Here is a 20,133-nt window from a genome sequence, read left to right on the forward strand (position 1 = left end):
GTCTTCTACAATCAAGAGAAAAGAAGCTAGGATTTCACGGCATGGACACAAAAGCTTTCAAACGCGCACTGCAAAAATCTGATAACTACCATCGCAAGGGATTTGGTCACCAAGAAGAAGTCACCGGCGTGATGAACTCGGTTTATCAAAGTCCCCTGATTCAGCAAATCCGAGATAATAATTACACCTTGACTCGCGGCGAGGTTACCATCCGTCTCGCGCAAGCGTTTGGATTTTGCTGGGGGGTCGAACGCGCCGTGGCGATCGCCTATGAAACTCGTCAGCATTTTCCCACGGAACGCATCTGGATTACCAATGAAATTATCCACAATCCCAGCGTGAATCAACATATCCAAGAGATGAATGTTGAATTCATCCCCGTTGACGAAGGGAAAAAAGATTTTGAAGTGGTCCAAGCCGGGGATGTGGTGATTTTACCGGCCTTTGGTGCCACAGTTCAAGAAATGCAGTTGCTGAATGACAAAGGCTGCACCATTGTGGATACGACCTGTCCTTGGGTTTCTAAAGTTTGGAATAGTGTAGAAAAACACAAAAAAGGCAATTACACTTCGATTATTCATGGCAAATACAAGCATGAAGAAACCCTGGCAACCAGTTCTTTTGCCGGAACTTATTTAATTGTCCTGAATATGGCCGAAGCCGAATATGTTGCCAATTATATTCTCAACGGTGGGGATAAAGCTGAATTCATGGCTAAATTCAGTAAAGCCGTTTCGCCCGGATTTGACCCGGACCGAGATTTAGCGCAAGTTGGCATTGCCAATCAAACGACGATGCTCAAAAGTGAGACGGAACAAATGGGCAAGTTGTTTGAACGGACGATGATGAAAAAATATGGTCCGGCAGCGTTAAATCAGCATTTTTTGGCTTTTAATACGATCTGCGATGCGACTCAAGAACGCCAAGATGCAATGTTGGATTTGGTCGAGGATGAAGTAGATGCGATCGTGGTGATTGGGGGGTATAATTCCTCGAATACGACGCAGTTACAACAAATTGCGATCGACCGAGGAATTCCGTCTTATCATATTGATAGTGCGAGTCGGATTCTTCCGGGAAATCGTATCGAACATAAACCCCTCTACCAAGAGTTAGAAATCGCCGAAAATTGGCTACCGCCAGGACCCCTGGTGATTGGGGTGACGTCCGGTGCTTCAACGCCCGATAAGGTGGTAGAAGAGGCGATCGAGAAGATTTTTGCCAGTAAAGCGGTGGCAGTGGTTTAAGACTTGCGATCGCGCAGGATTTAAGGATTAACCCGTGGAAGCCTGCCTGTGCGGGTTTCCACTTCAGTCCTCCTTTTTTGATTCTCTCAAGGCGCAGCAATGCGTTTCTTGAAAACTCTCCGGCAAAACGGGTCTATTCTAACTCGATTGCCAATCACCAAAACATCTACCTTGTCAAAACAAAGTAGATGTTTTGGTGACATCAAGTTAGACTGTTTCAGTCTATGCTAAACTAAAAAATTACATTTTTCATAAAAATAACCTCCTGAAACTGGCGAATTGAGCCACTACACCGATCCGAAGAAAATTATCAAAGCTCTGACACTCAATGCCAAAGATGGATTTAATTTAGCGGCATTAGCTCAAGCTATCGCCATCAAAGAGGACGACTTCGACCCAGAGGATTGGACGCAGATTTTGCAAGAATGGCAAACGGACGAATGGGCAAGCTGTCCGAGTCTACAACTGTATGCCGAGATTGTGGCCCGTCGCAACTTTGCCTGGAAACATCACGCCGAACTCCTCAAAGCGGAATTGGCTGCTGAAGGTTTTCAGGTCGTTGAAGTGATGGGTGAGGATTCTTACGCTTCTGAATTGGTCAAAGCGGCCAAACTCGAAATCAAACAAAAAGTTGCCAGTCAACGCTTCCAAGGTTGGAGTGGCCCGCTCACTCTCGAAGATGCTCGAATCATCCTGGATGACCCCGCCGCATCCGAAGCTGACCGCAATGAAGCCAAGGGCGTTCTGTTGCGTGAGGATTTGCCCGGTTTTGCGATAACACCCGAATGGATTTTTGCGAATATCATCCAGAATCCTTTGTATATCTCTCGGTTGCGGTTGGGATACTGGCTGGAGCATCCCGAACTGGCGAAGATTCTGGACGGGATGAAGTTGCGATCGCATTTCAAGCAGTGGCGCTCCAGCATCATCTTTGCTCCTGATTTGACCACCGTGGGAGCAAAGTTGCAGTTGTTGCAAGCGATTGGCATTGAGGAGATTATCAACTCGTCCGGTTTTGCCACAACCTTGGATGACCCGTTGATTGCTGAATTCTGGGAAAAATGCTGGTTCCGTCGTTATCAGATGAGTCGAATCCTGGGCGTGCCCATCTCGGCAAACTCGAAACCCGGGAAAATCCTTGCGTCCATTTTGCAGAAGGTGGGACTCAAACTAAAATGTTTCCAGCGTGGCAAAGACCGACAACGAATTTACCAAGTCGAGGCCCCTGCTGACCGGGATGACATCTTTCAAGCCTGGGACCTCAAGTATGCGGATTTGGTGGCGGCGGGTGAACAAGCAGGCAGTCGCATCCCGGAGATTACTCGTGCGCTCTCGGTGGCTGTCCAACCCGTCCAAACCGACGAAACCCAGTCAGGACAAGCCTCCGTGGGGGTGAACACAAGTCCCCATAAAAACGCTGCTCTTATAAATACACCGACTTGTGTTCACCCTGACTCAATGGAAAAATCTGACCCTATCCCCGTACCCGAGGCTCCACTCACCGGCAGCCTGGAGTGCAACTATCCCGCAGGCGATCGGTCTAACCCCGAGTCCAACGATTTCGCGGCCAATCGCACAGACATTGAAGGCTGGGCGGAACTGCTCAAACTGGTGGCGCACGAACCCGATGCCGATGCTCAACTGCTGGCCGATGCCACGGTGGGTCTGCCTTCAGCATGGCGGCACACGATATGGCAACGGTTGTCTGGGGAAGTGCGCGAACGACTCCAGCAGATTCGCAGCCTCGTCCAGCCCCTTGGCGATTGGATGACTAGCACATGACTCTCAAAATGTTGCAAATGTTTGGCAAATGCTTCAGCAAAACTATCATAAGTGCTATAATTGGTTTATCCTGTTCCATGATTGCCAGCTATGGATTACACACTGAAAGAGGCCAAGGTTCTCTACCGCAAAGCCTTGAAACTTGCGAAAGAATCGCATTGGTTCACCAAAATAGACCGTCCCTATCCGAAGCTGGCGGGTTACGAGCCATTCGCGACGGCGGCCAAGAATCTGGCCCACAATTTGCTCACAGTTGAATGGGGGATATCCAATGGGCAACTAGATATCCATAACGTACTCAATGACATAGCCTGGAATTCGATTGTATCCTCTGCCTGGACGTTGGCTCACAATGAGTTTCCCGTGTGGTGGCTCGACAAGGATTTGTTTGCCGCGTTCGACCAGTCCGACGTTCCTCGGGCGATTGGAGACTTGGAAGTTTCGGTCCCGTTCGGGATTATCATGCTACCCCGGGATAAAATTGCAAACCCCGAGGATAACGCTTGCGATTGGGTGTTTTTCCAGCATCTTCCCAAAGGATTGCAACTGCCTCCGTTACAGTTGGGCGGTCACACCATTGAGAACGCTCCAATCGAATGTGACAAATTCCGCTGGGCTACCATTCTGCGGGAGGGAACCGGCTATGCGAGTACGATTGAGCTAGTTGGGGACCAGGTGGTTCATGGTGATTTTGAAATGGTCAACCTCGGCTTTATCGACAGCAACCAAGACCTCGACCTCGAAGAACAGTTCCAGAAGCGCATCGAACGGATTGTCCTGCAAACACTGCTTTATTCGCAAACTAGACCGGACGACCTGACCCCTCCGGCTCCCACGGCAATTTCCACCAAAGGTCAAGGATTTTCTAGCGGCAAATCCAAATCGGAACGGTTCAGCCCCTTGATTATCGGCCAGAAGTTTCAGCCCAAGACCGAACGGGCCACGGGTTCAACTCATTCAACCCATACCACCCCCCGGACTCATTGGCGTAGGGGACATTGGCGCAGAGTCGCGATTGGGGAGGGACGGCAGCAGCGAGAATGGCGGTGGATTCAGCCAGTTTTGGTGAATGGGTAATTGTCTAGCGGACTAACTCAAACTTGGTCAAATGTAGACTCATTTAGTTCTGTAATGTTATACTATTTGTAAACATAAAATTTTGCTATGAATGAAAATAAAGTTCAGGGGACAGTCACGGGAATTACGTTTGCCAATCCCGATGATGGTTACACAATTGCCCAACTAACTACTGCCGAAAATCGCACAGTTTGCGTCATTTTTAATCTCACGGTCAAGAAACTGGACAGTGAAAAGTTCTGTATAACCCCGAGAGTGTCGCTCTATGGCCTCAAAAAAATGGACCGGCATAAAACCAGTCCATAAGTCATACTGGTAAGTATTCGAAGCTTAACCAGTGTTACCATTATGCCCCCAAAAGAACGAATTGAACAAATCATAAAAAGTCTACGGCCCGCATTCAGCCGTGAGGCAGCGTTTGAATGGTTCGTGATTATGGTCTGGGGCATTCTGTTATGCAACCGAACCCCTGCTATTACCAGTTACCTGAATGCAGTGGGCCTAGGTGAATTCTACTATGACCATGCTCTCCATTGGTTTCACGCTACAAGTTGGAGTGCCAAAACATTATCGCTCCAATGGCATCAATGGTTGATTTCTCATAACCATGTCAAACGGTTGAAGGGTCAACCTATTTATATTGGGGATGGCATTAAGGTGGCGAAAGAAGGCCGTAAAATGCCCCTCGTCAAAAAATTACACCAAGAATCAGGTAATGTGACGAAACCGGAATGGATTCGAGGTCATTATTTTGGAGCTATTAGTCTTTTATTACAATCTGGGGATTCTTTAGTTGCTGTCCCGGTTACGTTCGTTCCTTCAAGATGGACTTCAAACACTTGATGTAAATTCACCGACTTTAGTTGATAAAATGTCCGGCTTATGTAGGGCTTACATGAAAGCTGGAAGTTACGCCATATTAGATGCCTATTTTGCTTCAAAAAAATTAATTACGCAGTTTCGGGCCGCTTCAATTCATTTAATTACCCGGGTCAAGATTAATACAGTTGCCAAGCATCCGTTACCACCGTCCCCTGTGAAAAGAGGTCCCGGCAGACCTCGCACTTGGGGACGATCACTGGAATTACGCACGTTATTTAAGGAGCCAAATTCTTTAAGGACTGAATCATTATCCCTTTATGGAAAGAAACAGAAAGTCAGTTATCGTACAATAGATTTACATTGGGATTGTCCCGAAAATTTAGTGCGTTTTGTTTTGGTATTGTGGCCGGGAGGAAAACAAAGCATTCTGCTTTCAACCGACCTGGATTTATCGGGAGTAGAAATCATAACGGCTTATAGTTGGCGGTTTAAAATCGAAGTGACTTTTCGGACCTTAATCGAACTTTTATCCGGCTTCAACTATCGGTTCTGGATGAAAAACATGGCTCCATCTTCCCGAGAACCTAAAAATTTGAATATCCAAGACTACTCTGATAAAGACCGGGTGAATATCCAAGATAAAATAGAAGCATTTGAACGATTTGTCATTCTTATTGCTTTAGTTTTAGGGATTTTACAAATTCTGAGTTTATCCATGCCCTCAACGATTTGGCAAGGTTTCTCGGGTTGGTTCAGAACCGTACCTAGCAGTGGTTATCCCAGTGAGCAAATTGTTCGGCTTACTCTACAACAATCGGACCCTTCTATTTTAGCTGAAAGTCCACCCAGCTTACTTTTGACAAAATTCCTTCAGGCCAAAGAGTCATTCATGCATCAAGCCATACACAGACGGACTGGATAGTTTAAGGCCCCTTAATAATTATCTCACAGAACTTTTCACTGTCCAGTCAAGAAAGGGCAAAAACTCATCGTAACAGGATTCTGGAAGAACCATCCCCGCTATGGTCAGCAATTTCAAGCCCAAACTTGGGAGGAAGAAAAGCCGACCACTTTGCTCGGAATTGAACGTTACTTAGGCGATGGTCAGATTCCCGGAATCGGTCCAGGATTAGCTAAAAAGATTGTCGCCTATTTTGGTGAACAGACCCTCGATATTATCGAACATCAAGTCGAGCGCATCACGGAAGTCCCTGGCATTGGCAAGAAGAAAGCCGCCCAAATCCAAGCAGTCTGGCGGGAGCAGAAAACAATTCGCGATATTATGGTGTTTCTGCGCGGTCACGACATCAGCCCAGTCTATGCCTCCAAAATCCTCAAAAAGTATGGCGATGATGCTATCAAAATTGTCGTCCAGAATCCGTACAAGTTAGTCGAAATTCACGGGATTGGTTTTCGTAAAGCCGATGAAATTGCCCGCAATCTAGGGATGCCCTTTGATAGTTTGTTGCGGTATCAAGCCGGACTCATTTACAGTTTAGAAGAAGCGGCTAAAGAGGGCCATTGTTTTCTACCTGAGCCGAACTTGCTCAAGAAAGCTGCCGAGATTTTAACCGTCGATAAATTTTGTCCGCCTCAACCGCAATTGTATCAAGCAGCCCTGCAATTGTTAGCCCAAGAAAAACTAACGATGGAGCCAGTCCAAGGCAACATTCTCTGGTATCAACCCGCACTCCACACTTGCGAGAAAAATCTGGCCGATTATCTGTTGATGTTACTCGCAAAACCCGTTGCCTTTGACCGAACTACTTTGGATTTGTCCGGTTTGACCGACCAACAGCAAACCGTAGTCGAGATGGCAGCCACCTGTCGAGTGGGAATCCTCACCGGCGGACCCGGCACCGGCAAGACGTTCACCACGCAAGCTATCGTCAAACTCTGGCAACAACAAGGCAAGAAAATCGCCCTGGCGTCCCCCACGGGCCGCGCTGCCAAGCGATTGAGTGAGATGACCGGGATGCCCGCAAAAACAATCCACCGCCTGCTAGAATTTGGCATTGGCGGGTTCAACCGCAACCGAGACAACCCGCTCAACGTGGATGCCATCATTATCGACGAAGCCTCGATGATGGATTTGCCCTTGGCTTATGCTTTAGTTAGGGCCATCCCTCAATCCGCCCAACTCTTGTTAGTGGGCGATTCGGACCAGTTGCCCTCGGTTGGTCCCGGTCGTGTGCTCAACGACTTGATTCATTCCGGGCAAATCCCAGTAGTCCGGCTCACCGAAATTTTCCGGCAGGCCGCAGGTAGCGCCATCATCATCAACGCCCACCGCATCAACCAGAAACATCGACCCAACCTGGAACCCTTTTCGAGCAGCCCTCGCACCGACTGCCTCTGGTTAAATGCCCAAGCGCCCCAAGTCGGTTGCCAGCAGATTAAACAGCTTCTGGTTGATTTCCTTCCCGCTCAAGACTGGGACCCGATTGCCGATGTCCAGATTCTCTGCCCGGGACGCAAAAGTGAGATGGGGACCACCAACCTAAACAAGGTCGTGCAGCACCTCCTCAACCCCTGCGACCCGACCCGACCCGAAATTACCAGCCCGTTTGGTATGTTGTTCCGCACCGGCGACCGCATCATCCAAACAGTCAATGATTACGAGAAAGAAGTGTTCAATGGCGACTTGGGCATGGTTGAATCCGTGGAACTAGAAGAAGGCCGCAAGAAACTGGTAGCCAGCTTTGATGGTCGGTTAGTCCCTTACGACCAATCCGAGTTAGCCGAGCTTGCCCTCGCCTATGCAATCACCATCCACAAAAGCCAAGGCAGCGAGTATCCGGTCATCATTCTGCCGCTTTACACCCAACACTACATTTTGCTCAACAAGAATTTGCTCTATACCGGGCTGACCCGGGCGCGCAAACTGGCAATTCTAGTTGGGCAAGAGAAAGCCCTGGCATTGGCATCCCAGAAGGTGCAGGAAAACCAGCGCAATACTTTGCTGACTCAACGAGTGAATTGCTAATAACCAACTGCTAATTTTCGTTACTCCACTTCATGCGGAAACTTCCCCAGTGTCAAACCTGCTATCACGACCACCCCGAACAAAACTGGTGCGGTAGCTGGCAGTTGGGGCGAGTTTCGGTGGTGTGGAATGCGACTGCGAAGCGTCTCCTCAAGTAGAATCGCTCTCAACCTGGACTACTACCCTGAGTCATTCGACGCAATCCGCACCTAGAGGCTGCTTCCAGATTGGGATTAGACTATGACTATGACAGAGACCAAAAACTGAAAAGGGTTGCAGATTGTTGGTGGCGATCGCATTTACCAAGTCCCCACTTCAGAAGCTCTCGTCCCACAGAAATAGTCGGTTTTCAATCCGTCTGACTCTTCCTTGGGTCGAGCGCAGAACTCACCCTCGCCATCGCAATCACCCTGACCTACTCTCAAGCTGACCCTGACGGATTGAATAGAATCGGGATGGTGCTTTGTGGCGATCACTCAGCAGTTCAAGCAACCGAACGAGTTGCCAACCCCCATCCTGCAACCCGCGACCCACCTCGGATGCCTTGGCGCTTCTGTGGCGATTATTGAAGGACGGCTGGAGTTCGAGTGGTGGATTCAGTGCTGGTGAATGGGTGAGGGTGGGATGAGTTGCACTTGGGAAGGGCGATCGCAACTCAACTCTATGCCCAAACTTTCTCAGGGTCTAGCTGGTCGTGACTGCGCCCCCACTATGTCGATATCTGTGCGATGCATCGAGAGTGGCGTTGAAGTAGGGATTGCAGTAGCGCGTTGCAAACCAACGGAACCTGTGCGGCTACTGTGCTTATGAATGGATGTCAGCCCAAACGTTTCTAAGCGAAAACCCACAGCAACGATGGCGGCTCCTGAACGGGAAGTCAAAAGTCAAGAGTGCTGATTGAGTGGAAAAGATGCGACGCTACTCAATAGCGCAAAAAGTGTTCCTGGTGGTCGTGGATAAGGAAGCTACCTTGATGAAATGAGCGATCGCTTATGTTGTCTTGCTTGACAAGCTACACCGGCTGTCTGGTGGAGTGGTAGAGATTGCATAGGCGTCCAAATTTTCTCAAAAGCTGCATAGAAATGCAAGGGATGTGGCGATGGAGGAAACTGCGATCGGCTTCGACCCCGCTGGCGATCAAAAAATAATGTGGCCCTTAAATTTATCACTGGACAGTAAAAAGTTCTGTTCGTTCACTATACAGTTACGATCGAGAGACAAAGCGCTTTGTCTCTCGTCTGTTTAGCTGGGACGCTCGCTTTCTACAAAATTTTGTCAAAAGTAGACCCGATGGACTTTTGCCTAAAATAGAGCGGCCAACTTCTTGAAGAGTAAGTCGAACCATTTGTTCAGTAGGATACAAATTCTTGGGCAGAGTGCCGAACCAACCTGGAAAACTCCCCTAAATCAAAGTGGTTATTATAAACTTTTTAAACAACAAATCAGCTTTCCAAAAGTTAGTTTTAATTAAATTTTATTTTTCTTTAAAATATTTTTAGCTTTTTGTTCTCCTTTTTTGGTTGTGATTAGCCAAGCTATGTCCCCAATGTTAGGTGTTCTGCCAAGCTCATTCCATTCTTTTTCAATGCGATTTATGATACTATCAATGCTAAAATCCCATATTTGATATTCCAAGTTATTGCCCTCAACTGACTCAAACATTCCAATTTGCATCAAGCCAGTTTCAAGAACTTCCCGAATTGCTTCAATAGTCATCAATCGGATTTCGTGTGGGTTGGCTTGAGGAAAACGCTCTCGAACATTATATATAATTTCCCATAAACCTACATAATCTTCTGTTCCTTCAACAATTAAGTCATCCCAAAATTGGTATTTCATAGTTTTTGCTATTTTTATTTATGGATTAAATTTAATTTTTTTGATTTCAGGCGCACTGATAGGAGCATTAACATCCATGTTTGCATTAGTATTTGGACTATTATTCATTTTATCGCGAACCGCGTATCTTTCACCATTTGGCAGTTGAATCATAATTCCTGGGTATCCAGCAGGTGTTACGTCAGTAAATGTTCCTCCTTCTTCTTCGATAACTTTTCCTAGCAAATCTAGAGCAGTGTCCACATCTCCTTGAACTTCTCTGATTCTTGGATTGCTTCCAGATTGACCGAGCGGTTGTCCATTAGGTACAAGTATATCTCGAGCGCTTGAGAAGAATGAACTCAGTAAGTCTCTTAAATCGTCAAAACTATCAACTATAGTGTTGGAAATATCTGGCTGGTTTCCTTCTCCAAAGCCTCTCAAACGTTCTAATAAACCAGCTAATAACTCATTGTGACTATGACCCGTATGATTAGGTTGTAGGTTTGGGACTGGGTAGAACCTTGAGAGTTGGTACCCGAGAGGGTACGACCTTCTTTATCGTAAGTAAAATTGCGACTGAGGGTGTGAGTTTCACCGTCAACGGAAAAGTCCATGCTGGCATTTTGCATTCGACCGTTGCGATCGTATGTGGCATAGCTTCGCTGTCATCCCTCATTCGGTAGTTAATATCATTTATACGTGGGGTCAAATTTTCGGCCTTGAAATGAAATTATTGGAACATATTTAAAATGAAAATCCATTAAAATCGCTCTTGATCTAGCGTACCATCTTTCATCTTCTATCGGTAAATATGCTTGAAATTCAATACCCGAGTCTAAGTTTATATATTTCATATTCTTAATTCTTTTTTTTGAGGCATCAGCCCAATCTGGAAGATTTATCTTGCTAAAAAAACCTAAAATTTTGTCTTCAAAAGCAAATTTTTCTTTTTTGCTTAAAGCATGGATAAAGAAAAAAACTAACCAAATGTAACAAATTGGTTCATCATCATCTTGTATTAACGACTGCCAATCAAGTTGAGTGATGTCAGGAGAGTTTAGCAATTTTACAATCGAGTTAGTTGGAGATTTTTTGTCAATGACAGCACGAATTTTTGGGCAACCTAACTCTCTAGCTATTTTGAGATATAGATGTCCAGCAGTAACAAATACTGAATTGTTATATATTGCGATTTCAATGGTTGGGATAGGATAAAATTTTGAGCAGTAATGGCGCAAATGTTCGTAAACAAACTCCTCTTTATGTTTGTCAGGAAATAACGTCTCATCTATTAAAACTTTAGAGGGAGGTATTTCAATTATCAGAATACTCATACGTTATCATTAATTTTGTTAATGTAATAACAAGCTATTACATACTACTGTATGTAGTGAAAGTCTCAAATTCAGGTATTGCATTATAAGGAATAATAGTTTCAGTTTGTCCCGGTGTGGGTGGATCGGGAACAGGAACTTCCACAGCAATTCCATACTTAAGTACAAGGATTTCAAACGGTTTTTCAGATACAAAAGCAGCAAGAATACCAGGTCCTCCTCTTTTTCCGTCTCTCCCCACATAACTTGCGTAGTATCGAGCTGTTGTCAATTGACTGGAAAAGTAAACTCCTTGTCTATCTACAGGATAGTTATTACGACTTTGAGACGTTTGAATCCGCTCTACATCAATATGTTGAGTTGCAATTGTCTCTAAGACATCATAATAGGATGTACCACGGTAAAATGTAAGTTTTTTCTGCTCCTCTGCTTTCTCAATGGCTACGTTAGCCACTCCAATTGCGCCAATAATTGTTGAGAGAACTGCCAGAAAGTGGAAGATATTGTTCTGCTCGGCTGTTGTTGTTATGAATCCACTCGGATCTACATAATTAACCGGGTTCCCATTTGCGTACAAATACTTATGCAGAGTAATAGGTTCAAAAATGCGTCCCTCATAAGTATCCCGCCTCGTAAACCGGCCAATCCCCGCATCATAATACCGTTGGCGCAGATAATACTGGTCTAAATTCTCATTATACTGCTCTCCTGCAAACAAAAACTCATTCTCAATACTACCAGAAGATGCCAGCAGATTCCCAAACGCATCATAACTGTAAGCATTTGTAACCTCCCCACCTTCATCCGTTAGCAACCTCGTACTACCCAGCCCATCCACTAAGTAGAACGACTCACTCCCATCCCTTTCCTGAGAAATTAAATCCAGTCCATGCAGATAATTGACAGCAACAGCATCATCCACATACTCCGACAACACCTCAGCATAAGGACGATTCTTATCCACGAGGTACTCCGTCGTCACCCCATTCACCACAGAACTGACCCGAATATTGTCAGTATCGTACTCGTAACTGACGACATCCCCAGTTGATGTGGTCACCCCAACCAGACGATTCTCCTTATCCCAGGAGTACGTCGCATTACCTACGACATTGTTATTCCCATCTTTTTCAATGCGTTCTATCGTATTGCCATTGTCGTCATAGCGGTACTCGTAGGTATGAACGACATTCCCACCAGTAGTCAACTCTTCCCGAAGGAGGCGATCGCTCTCATCGTAAACATAAGTCGTCGTCCCCTCAACCGAATCAATCCGACTCAAGCGATTTCCCACCGCATCATAGGTGTACTCTATGGTGCGGTTTCCATTTACGGGGTCAGCGATGGTCTCTCTGGTTAGACGGTACAAATCATCGTACTCATACTCCACTTGACGACCATCACGTTCTTCCACAACTCGGCGATGTCCTACTGGATCGAGAGTGTAATCGTAACTAGCAATGAGCGTTCCATCCTTGACATAACTCACCGACTCCAACCGATTCAATTCATCATAAGTCCGAGTTTCCACTACCCCATTCGGTAACTCAGTTCGGATTAAATTGCCAACCTCATCATAAGAATAACTCGTGACTCCAGCATCATCCGTCACCGTTTTCAGACGATTTTGAGAGTCAAAAGTGTATTCTACCGTTCCCGTTGGAGTCGTTACCGAAGTGCGATTTCCCGCAGCATCGTATCCATATTCAATCGAAGCACCACTGGCGAGATACTGTCCATCTGGGTCAGTCCGAGAAAGCAAACGACCGAGTTCATCGTAGGAGTAACTCGTCACCCCGCGATTATCCGTTACAGTTTCCAGTTGTCCGGTTGGGGTATAGGTGAAACTGGCAATGGACGTTTCTCCCACCCGTTTTTCAATCAGCCGATTTTGCGCGTCATAGTTGTAAGTAATGGTGTCCCCATTGAAGTCGGTAACGCTAAAAGTATTGCCTACGGCGTCATATTCTGTCGTAGAACGTTGAGTTTCAGGTAATTCGACGGCAATGCGACGACCCAGGTTATCGTACTCGTAAGTCGTCCGATGATTGTTGGCATCCTCCTGCCAAATTAATCGACCCAATTCATCGTAACCATACTCAGTCCGGATTTCTTCGCCGTTGAGGAACTGCACCACATCCGTGAGGCGACCGAGTGCATCGTATTCATACTCAGTTTTATTACCTGCTTGGTCGATCGCAGCAATCCGACGACCGAGTGCATCGTAAATTGTTTCTGCCTTAGTTCCATCAGCAAAATGAGTTTCAACTAATCGTCCCAGATTATCGTAAACGAACCGAGTCGCATGACCTTGAGCGTTAATCTCCTTGACTTGCTGTCCGGCATTATTATACTCAGACTTGCTACGCGGATTATCCGATAAATCGTCTGGCGTATCATCCGGATAAATCGTCTCTATCAACCGACCCGCATCATCATAGCGATACTCAGTCCGATTACCGCGTTGGTCTATATTCGCCTTAACTTGGCCGTTCTTATCGTACTCCGTAACCGAACGAGGATTGTCAGTTAAATAGGTAGGTAATTCATCCGGATAAACAACTAGACTCCAGTTAATCGTTGCCGCAGTCTTTCCAGGTGCAATCGCGTCGATAAACTGTTGTAAAGTATCCGTTTTATCAAGATAAATTGTCTCGGTTAACCGTCCCGCAGCATCATATTTATAATGAGTAACCCGTCCCGCTTCATCAATGGTCGCTCGTTGGCGTCCTCCTTTATCGTAAACATTGATAGTCCGGGGATTGTCGTTAGGATTTTCTGGAGTGTTGTCAGGATAAATCGTTTCAATTAATTGACCTTTTTCATCGTAACGAGATTCAGTTTGCCGACCCTTAGCATCAGTTGATGCAATTTGATTGCCATTGGCATCATATTCGTACTCAGTTGTCTGATTTTCTGGATCCGTTGTCGAGACCAGACGACCTTCATTATCGTACTCCCATCGAGTGACCAACTCTTCCACACCGTTGGGAGTGGTGACGGTTCGAGTTTCGGTGACGCGGTTCCCGTTGATGTCGTAGGTGTATGCGGTTTCATTGTTCAGGGAGTCCGTTACCGCTAAGACATTTCCCTGAAGTTAGAACATATTGAACATTATTTATATCAGGGTGTTTTATTGACACTCAACACTTGTGTTCCAGATATATTGTTCGGAATAATCATCCCACTTGAGCCGAGAGTAGTTGACTTTTAGCCATTCTCGCACTGCTTCTGGATGGGCGAGTGCGTCAAAATGTTTGGGAATTGGCAAAAGTACGTTTATAACCCAGGCAAGACGACGTATAGAGCCTTTTCCACCAGGAATTCCAGTCAATATATCTTCTGCAACATCTAGTCTTCCGAAAGTGAAAAGCCCACAACTTAATACAAACAAACCTGCCTTTTGAGTTGTTATTACTGACTCAGGTGCTTTCTCCTTTAGTAACTGCGTTAGCTGATTTTTGTTCTCGTTGTAAAGATTTTCTAAAAGTGAACGTAAGTCAGCATCAGAGCCATAAGCATCGGCTGGGATTTGACGTAGCAATAGTTTGAGATCTGCTCTAATCATTTCTCGATAACGCCTTGCTTGAGAAGGTTCTTTTGTCATTGCAATTTACCTAGAAGGTATAATAATGTTGCCAAACCCGTCTAAATCGAAATAAGGAATGTTACTGGCAGGTATTACTTCAACAATATTCTGGTTTGGTATTTGGTTCAAAACTATATACTCGCTTTCTGCTGCTAAACCCGTCCACCCTGCAGGAATGATAGCTTTTTCTTTTGGTAAGCGGATTACAAACGTCACGCCGTCTGGTCCTGCATAAGAGGACGCAAGTCCTGGAAGACGAGTGGTGGGAATTCCAACAGCACCCAAAGGCTCTCCACCCAGATTTGAACCGACGAACATTTCTGGAACAGGTTGATTGTGCCACCTAGCAGTATAGCCTGCAATTTGTTGGTCGCTAAATCCTTCTGCACGCATTCGCCTTACTAACTCTTCTGATGCCTCAATGCCTCGCTCGCGAGCCAAAGGACTGAGAATAGGTGTTGTCCCCTGGCGCTGACCTCGGTACAGAACTATCAGATCTCTGAGATCGAGCCACCATTCAGAGACGCTGCCCACTAGGTTGCGCTGAAGAAAGGGAGGAAGTTGTTCGGGCGTTATAGAGCCGCTTCTGCCCACGCCGGTTGATATCGCTTCGGTGATATTTAAATCAGAAAGAATGATTCCTTTTGTCGCTAACCAATCTAGGGATAACCCACCTGTGTAGGTCAGCAGAGGCAGATAAGCCAACAGATCCCAAACAGTACCGCGACCTTCTAGGAACTTCCTTGTACTTTGGTACGAACCAAATCCGCTTCCAAATAGGTCATAACCTACAGCTATTTTCTGTGCCCAATTAGTGCCGCTCAGTGCTGTAGGAGCTGATAAACCCAGTCCAAAGCCAACTAATCCTCCTGAAAATCGACCTAAGTTAAAAAATAAACCCCTGTGATCTCTCGTTGCCGTGTCTCCATATAGTTTACTACGCAACTTTGTACTCACGCCAAAGGTTGCTATATCTGCAAAACCCGCCAAAAATTGGTCGTACCGCGCAGCAGCATCGCCAAGACTTCCTCCCCCTATCAGGACTCCAGCCGCCCCTAGAGTTGTGATGCCCAGACCAGCAAAAATTCCGGAAACTGCGATCGCGGTTCCTATCTCTGCAAGGCTAAAATAGCCACTCGGATCGGTATTAATCACCGGATTAGCATGAGCATATTGATACTTATGTTGACTCATGGGGTCAGACAAAGTCCCATCATAAGCATCGGCAGAAATAAACCGACCAATTGTGGGGTCGTAATAACGCGCTCGCAGGTAATCCAACCCGGTCTCAAAATCTCGTTGTTCCCCGGCAAACAGATAGGAATTCTCTATACTACCAACCGATTGAATTAAATTGCCATAAGCATCATAAGTATAAGTGTTGGTAACCTCGCCATTTTCAGAGGTCAAAACTCGGGAACTGCCTAAAGCATCTGCATGATAAAATAACTCCGACTCTCCCCGTTGCTGGCTAATTAAATCGTAGCCGTAAGTATAAGCAGTTTGAACGTTTCCAGCAGCATCATATTCTGCTAAAACTTGGGCATAGGGTCGCAAATCGTCGATTAAGAAGCGCGTTTCGACTCCATCAACAATTTCGCCGACTCGGATGCCTCGGGCATTATATTGATATTCGATATTCTGGGTGCCATTTTCATCGACTATTGTGACGCCAACGAGCCGATTTTCCCCATCATTTTCCCAATGATAGGTCGTTGAATAATTCCCAGTGACATCAGAGATTAAGTTGCCGTTGTCGTCATAAGTATAGGTGGTAGTGACGCCGTTTGTGGTCTCCATTTGAAGCTGATTTAATTGGTTGTAAGTGTAGGTGGTAACGCCTTCGATTGAGTCGTTCTTTTCCAAGCGGTTGCCAACGGCATCATAAGTATAAGTAATGACCCGGTTATTGCCATCTGGATCGTTTAATATCTCTTCTTTGATAACGCGATTTAATTCGTCATATTCATATTTGACTTGACGATCGCTATGTTCGGTAACGGACAGCCGATTTCCCACATCATCCAGTTGGTAGTCGTAGCTTGAAATTATCTCGACGTTCTCGCCAGTAACCGGATCTATTTTAGCGGTTTCAATTCGTTTCAAGCGACCCAATTCGTCGTAACTACGGGTTTCTAGCACGTTATTGGGGAATTGTGTTTTGAAGGTATTGTCCGATTCATAAAAATACGTTGTTGTGCCAATGTTCTGATTGGTAACAGTCTTTAATAAACCGGATTCATAAGTATAGGTGGTGACATTTTCCGGAGTTTTAACTGCAACAATCGATCCACCATCATATTCATATTCGATGCTTGTACCATTAGGCAAGTAAGGACCAGTGGGATCTGTACGAGAAATTAGTCGATCGCCCTCATCATATTGATAAACAGTTGTGCCCCGATCGCTCGTATATGTTTCGGTGCGAGTTTCGGCATCATAGTCATAGCTGACCGACGTACCGTCAGATAAAAACTCTTTATCTTTTAGGTTGCCTTGTTCGTCGTAAACGTATTTAATTGACTTGCCATTAAAGTCAGTAATCGTCACCGAATTTTCGGCATCGTTATAAATATTTGTTGAACGCTTTCCATCAGTCCGAATAATAGTCGTTTGACGATTTTTTTCATCATATTCATAAGTCGTCACTTGAGAAAGAGCATCTTTAACACTCTTGAGATTCCCCTTATCGTCATATTCATATTCGGTACGTCCGCCACGAGCATCAATGACTGCTATTAGCTGACCATTCTCGTCATATTCGTATTGAGTCGTGTGGTTATTTTGGTCGGTTTTAGTGGTCAACTGACCCAATTCATCGTAAACGTTAGTTAAGGTAGTTCCTTGGGCATGGTAAGTTTCAGTCCGCCGATTCCCTGCCTTGTCATAGGTATAGGTGACATAATTGGTTTCGTCATAGCGTACCTCAGTCTGGCGACCTAGTGGGTCGTATTTGTATTCAATGCGATTCCCCGAAAAGTCTATTTCTGCTTTGACCCAACCGTTTTGGTAATATTCAGTGCTACTGTGGGGCAGTGAGGCGAGATAAGTAGGGGTCTGGTCGGGATAAATTGCTTCTGTCCAATCAATCGTTTCCAGGGTTTTCCCTGGTGCGATCGCAGCCACCAAATTTTCGACTGCATCGGACGAACTATCATAAATTGTTGTCCTCAAGCGTCCGGCTGCATCATATTCGTAGTGGGTCACTCGCCCTGTCATGTTGATTGTAGCCCGCTCTCGGCCACCTCCGTCGTAGACTGTTATTCGGCGAGAATTATCGTTAGGATTGTCTGGGGTGTCATCGGGATAAATTGTCTCGACGAGTTGCCCTTTGGGGTTGTAGAGATAATCAGTTTGTTCTCCTCGAGTAATGCTATGAACTTGATTGCCTACTTCATCATATTGATATTCTATTTGGTTATCTGGCTTTAGTATTGATTTGATTCGACCTTCGTTGTCATAAACCCATGTGGTCTCAACTTGCCGATCCCCTTCGGGGGTAACAATCGTAAATGCTTCACGTTCAGTCTCGCCGTTTGGAGAGTAAGTATAGGTAGCTTGGTTGCCAAGGTTGTCTTCTATGTTTTTAACGTTGCCATCCGAGTAATATTCAAAGGTCTTGATGCTATCTCCCAATTTAAGAGATAGCAAATTACCTCGCAGGTCATAGTTAAATTCGGTAACGTTTCCGTTAGCGTCTTTCGTGGACAACAAGTTACCCCGACTGTCATAAGAATAAGTCGTCGTTTGACCCAACGCATCAGTTTCCGTCAACACTTGACCCAAGCGATTGTAACTCCACCGCGTCACATTCCCCAACGGGTCGGTTTCAGATAATTTATTCCCCTCCCCATCATAAGTGTAGGTCGTCGTCCACCCCTCGACTCCACTTTCCTCGGTAACAACTGTCTCGGTTAAGACATTATTATCCTCATCATAAGTCCGGCGAGTTACCAACCCAACCGCATCCACCTCAGTAACAACATTCCCCCGCTCATCATACACATAAGTCGTCGGGTTCCCAAACACATCTAACACCGTTTGAGTCGAATTATCCGGGTCATAAACCAACTCAACCGCTTCGCCATTCACATCCAGCATCCGCTTCAAGCGACCCGACTCATCATACTCGGTCCGTACCCCAGTTCGTCCCAACGGGTCAATGATTTCTTCTAAGTAATGTTCTCGTTCCTCGTGATACTCAAACCGAGTCGTATTCTCCTCTCTATCCGTAACCCCAACTAAATCCCCATTCTCATCATATTCATACTCAATTCTTTCTCCCTCCGGGTCAACTGCCGTCACAATCCGACCCGCAGCATTCCTCTCAAACGTCACCGACTTCCCAGTAGAACTGAAAATCCCCTCATCCGAATAAGTCAGCGTATTTCCATTCGTATCCTTCACCGTCAATAAATCGCCAGTCGTCCCATCAATCGCATACTCAATCCCCTCCTTCGTCGTCAGCGTATAACTCCCGCCAAAGAACGAATTCGCTGGATTGTAAGGCGACCCACTCGGATGATAGTATTGACCCGTTTCTTGATTGTAAAGTAACTGAGTTTTCTGAACACTCAACGTCACCTGTGACCCATCATCCGTCTCAAACGCCGGATTGTAGAAAATCATGCTTTGTGGTAAAGGCGCTCCCATCCGCAACGCCTTTTGAATCTCTGGATCCATCACAGGTTTGAACGTAAACCCAGTTCGCTTCCCACCCGGTAACGTCACATAAACCCGCGTACCTTCCTCAAATCCAACGGAAGGAATTCCCGTCTGTTCGTACAGTTCATCCCGTCCCACAGATGTCCGCAAATCCGTATCCCGGAACTCCAACCGCCATCCATATCCAAAATCATCGGATTGGGAAGCATTGAGCGTATCATAAGTCCGAGTCAAGTTAATCGGAATCCCCGCTACTGGAACTTCCAAATCCGTAAACGATAAGCGGAAATTGCCTAATTTTAACTCCCCGGCAACATCGACCAGTTGCTCTGTGGAAGCGCTGTTCCCACTCTCATCCGTCGCCGTCAACCGCAGAATGTAAGTATCATTTTGCAGTAGAGTCGGGTCAAACTCTGCCAATTTCCCATTGGTTATTTGAGAATCTCCCGATGCAATTTCAACAAATTCTCCACCGGATGCAGGTGCAATAGATAGGACATAATTGGTCAAGTTGTCATCCGTTACCGTCCCAATAATGTCGGTAAAATCGGTCAGCGGTTCCTCTCCAAGGGTGGGAGACAGTTCTACAATGGGAGGATTCAGGTCGTTGGGGTCGTAAACCCGAATGTCAATGCTACTTTCACCCAAATTTCCCGCCGCATCTACGGCAACTGCTTTGGCAGTTAAGGTTCCCAATTTTGAAGGGGTGTAGGTTGCTACTCCATTGGCAGTTAAGGTAACGGGAACTTCATCCACAAACAATTGGACACCTTCTACGCCAATATTATCGGTGGCATTAGTAAAGAAGGT

12 protein-coding genes and 2 pseudogenes are annotated in these 20,133 nt (G+C 45.9%); 7 read left to right on the plus strand and 7 right to left on the minus strand.

Features of this window, described 5'->3' with window-relative positions:
- The first annotated feature begins 41 nt into the window (after positions 1-41).
- The 7 genes and pseudogenes from NG833_RS03565 to NG833_RS03595 form a co-directional block, all read left to right on the plus strand.
- Positions 42-1,247: a 4-hydroxy-3-methylbut-2-enyl diphosphate reductase gene (locus NG833_RS03565; RefSeq protein WP_254563957.1), complete on the plus strand. Its 1,206-nt coding sequence runs from the start codon at positions 42-44 to the stop codon at positions 1,245-1,247.
- Between the two features lie 279 nt (positions 1,248-1,526).
- Positions 1,527-3,029 carry a hypothetical protein gene (locus NG833_RS03570; RefSeq protein WP_254563958.1) on the plus strand — a complete coding sequence of 501 codons (1,503 nt, stop codon included), beginning with the start codon at positions 1,527-1,529 and terminating at the stop codon, positions 3,027-3,029.
- A gap of 90 nt (positions 3,030-3,119) precedes the next feature.
- The gene (locus NG833_RS03575; protein ID WP_254563959.1) at positions 3,120-4,106 is read left to right on the plus strand and encodes a hypothetical protein; all 987 of its coding nucleotides are present in this window, start codon (positions 3,120-3,122) and stop codon (positions 4,104-4,106) included.
- Positions 4,107-4,193: 87 nt separating this feature from the next.
- Entirely contained in the window at positions 4,194-4,412 is a 219-nt protein-coding gene (locus tag NG833_RS03580; protein ID WP_254563960.1) for a hypothetical protein, read from the plus strand.
- Between the two features lie 42 nt (positions 4,413-4,454).
- Positions 4,455-4,949: a hypothetical protein gene (locus NG833_RS03585; protein WP_254563961.1), complete on the plus strand. Its 495-nt coding sequence runs from the start codon at positions 4,455-4,457 to the stop codon at positions 4,947-4,949.
- A 361-nt stretch (positions 4,950-5,310) separates the two neighbouring features.
- On the plus strand, positions 5,311-5,850 hold the full coding sequence (locus NG833_RS03590; protein WP_254563962.1) for a hypothetical protein: 540 nt from the start codon (positions 5,311-5,313) through the stop codon (positions 5,848-5,850).
- Between the two features lie 54 nt (positions 5,851-5,904).
- A pseudogene (locus NG833_RS03595) lies at positions 5,905-7,914 on the plus strand (ATP-dependent RecD-like DNA helicase); the annotation flags it as partial.
- A 1,467-nt stretch (positions 7,915-9,381) separates the two neighbouring features.
- Here the strand turns inward: NG833_RS03595 and NG833_RS03600 are convergent.
- The 7 genes and pseudogenes from NG833_RS03600 to NG833_RS03625 form a co-directional block, all read right to left on the minus strand.
- Entirely contained in the window at positions 9,382-9,753 is a 372-nt protein-coding gene (locus tag NG833_RS03600) for a hypothetical protein (protein WP_254563963.1), read from the minus strand.
- A gap of 18 nt (positions 9,754-9,771) precedes the next feature.
- Positions 9,772-10,176: a hypothetical protein gene (locus NG833_RS03605; protein ID WP_254563964.1), complete on the minus strand. Its 405-nt coding sequence runs from the start codon at positions 10,174-10,176 to the stop codon at positions 9,772-9,774.
- A 248-nt stretch (positions 10,177-10,424) separates the two neighbouring features.
- Positions 10,425-11,069 carry a hypothetical protein gene (locus NG833_RS03610; protein WP_254563965.1) on the minus strand — a complete coding sequence of 215 codons (645 nt, stop codon included), beginning with the start codon at positions 11,067-11,069 and terminating at the stop codon, positions 10,425-10,427.
- Positions 11,070-11,106: 37 nt separating this feature from the next.
- Positions 11,107-12,939 carry an RHS repeat domain-containing protein gene (locus NG833_RS03615; RefSeq protein ID WP_375293876.1) on the minus strand — a complete coding sequence of 611 codons (1,833 nt, stop codon included), beginning with the start codon at positions 12,937-12,939 and terminating at the stop codon, positions 11,107-11,109.
- Positions 12,940-12,951: 12 nt separating this feature from the next.
- Positions 12,952-14,151, minus strand: a pseudogene (locus NG833_RS30305) (hypothetical protein); the annotation flags it as partial.
- A gap of 51 nt (positions 14,152-14,202) precedes the next feature.
- Positions 14,203-14,676: a hypothetical protein gene (locus NG833_RS03620; protein WP_254563967.1), complete on the minus strand. Its 474-nt coding sequence runs from the start codon at positions 14,674-14,676 to the stop codon at positions 14,203-14,205.
- Positions 14,677-14,682: 6 nt separating this feature from the next.
- The coding region (locus tag NG833_RS03625; protein ID WP_254563968.1) for an RHS repeat-associated core domain-containing protein at positions 14,683-20,133 on the minus strand (5,451 nt) is incomplete at its 5' end.

It is taken from the genome of Oscillatoria sp. HE19RPO, from assembly GCF_024220515.1.
In the GTDB taxonomy this organism is placed as follows: Bacteria; Cyanobacteriota; Cyanobacteriia; order Cyanobacteriales; family Laspinemataceae; genus Laspinema.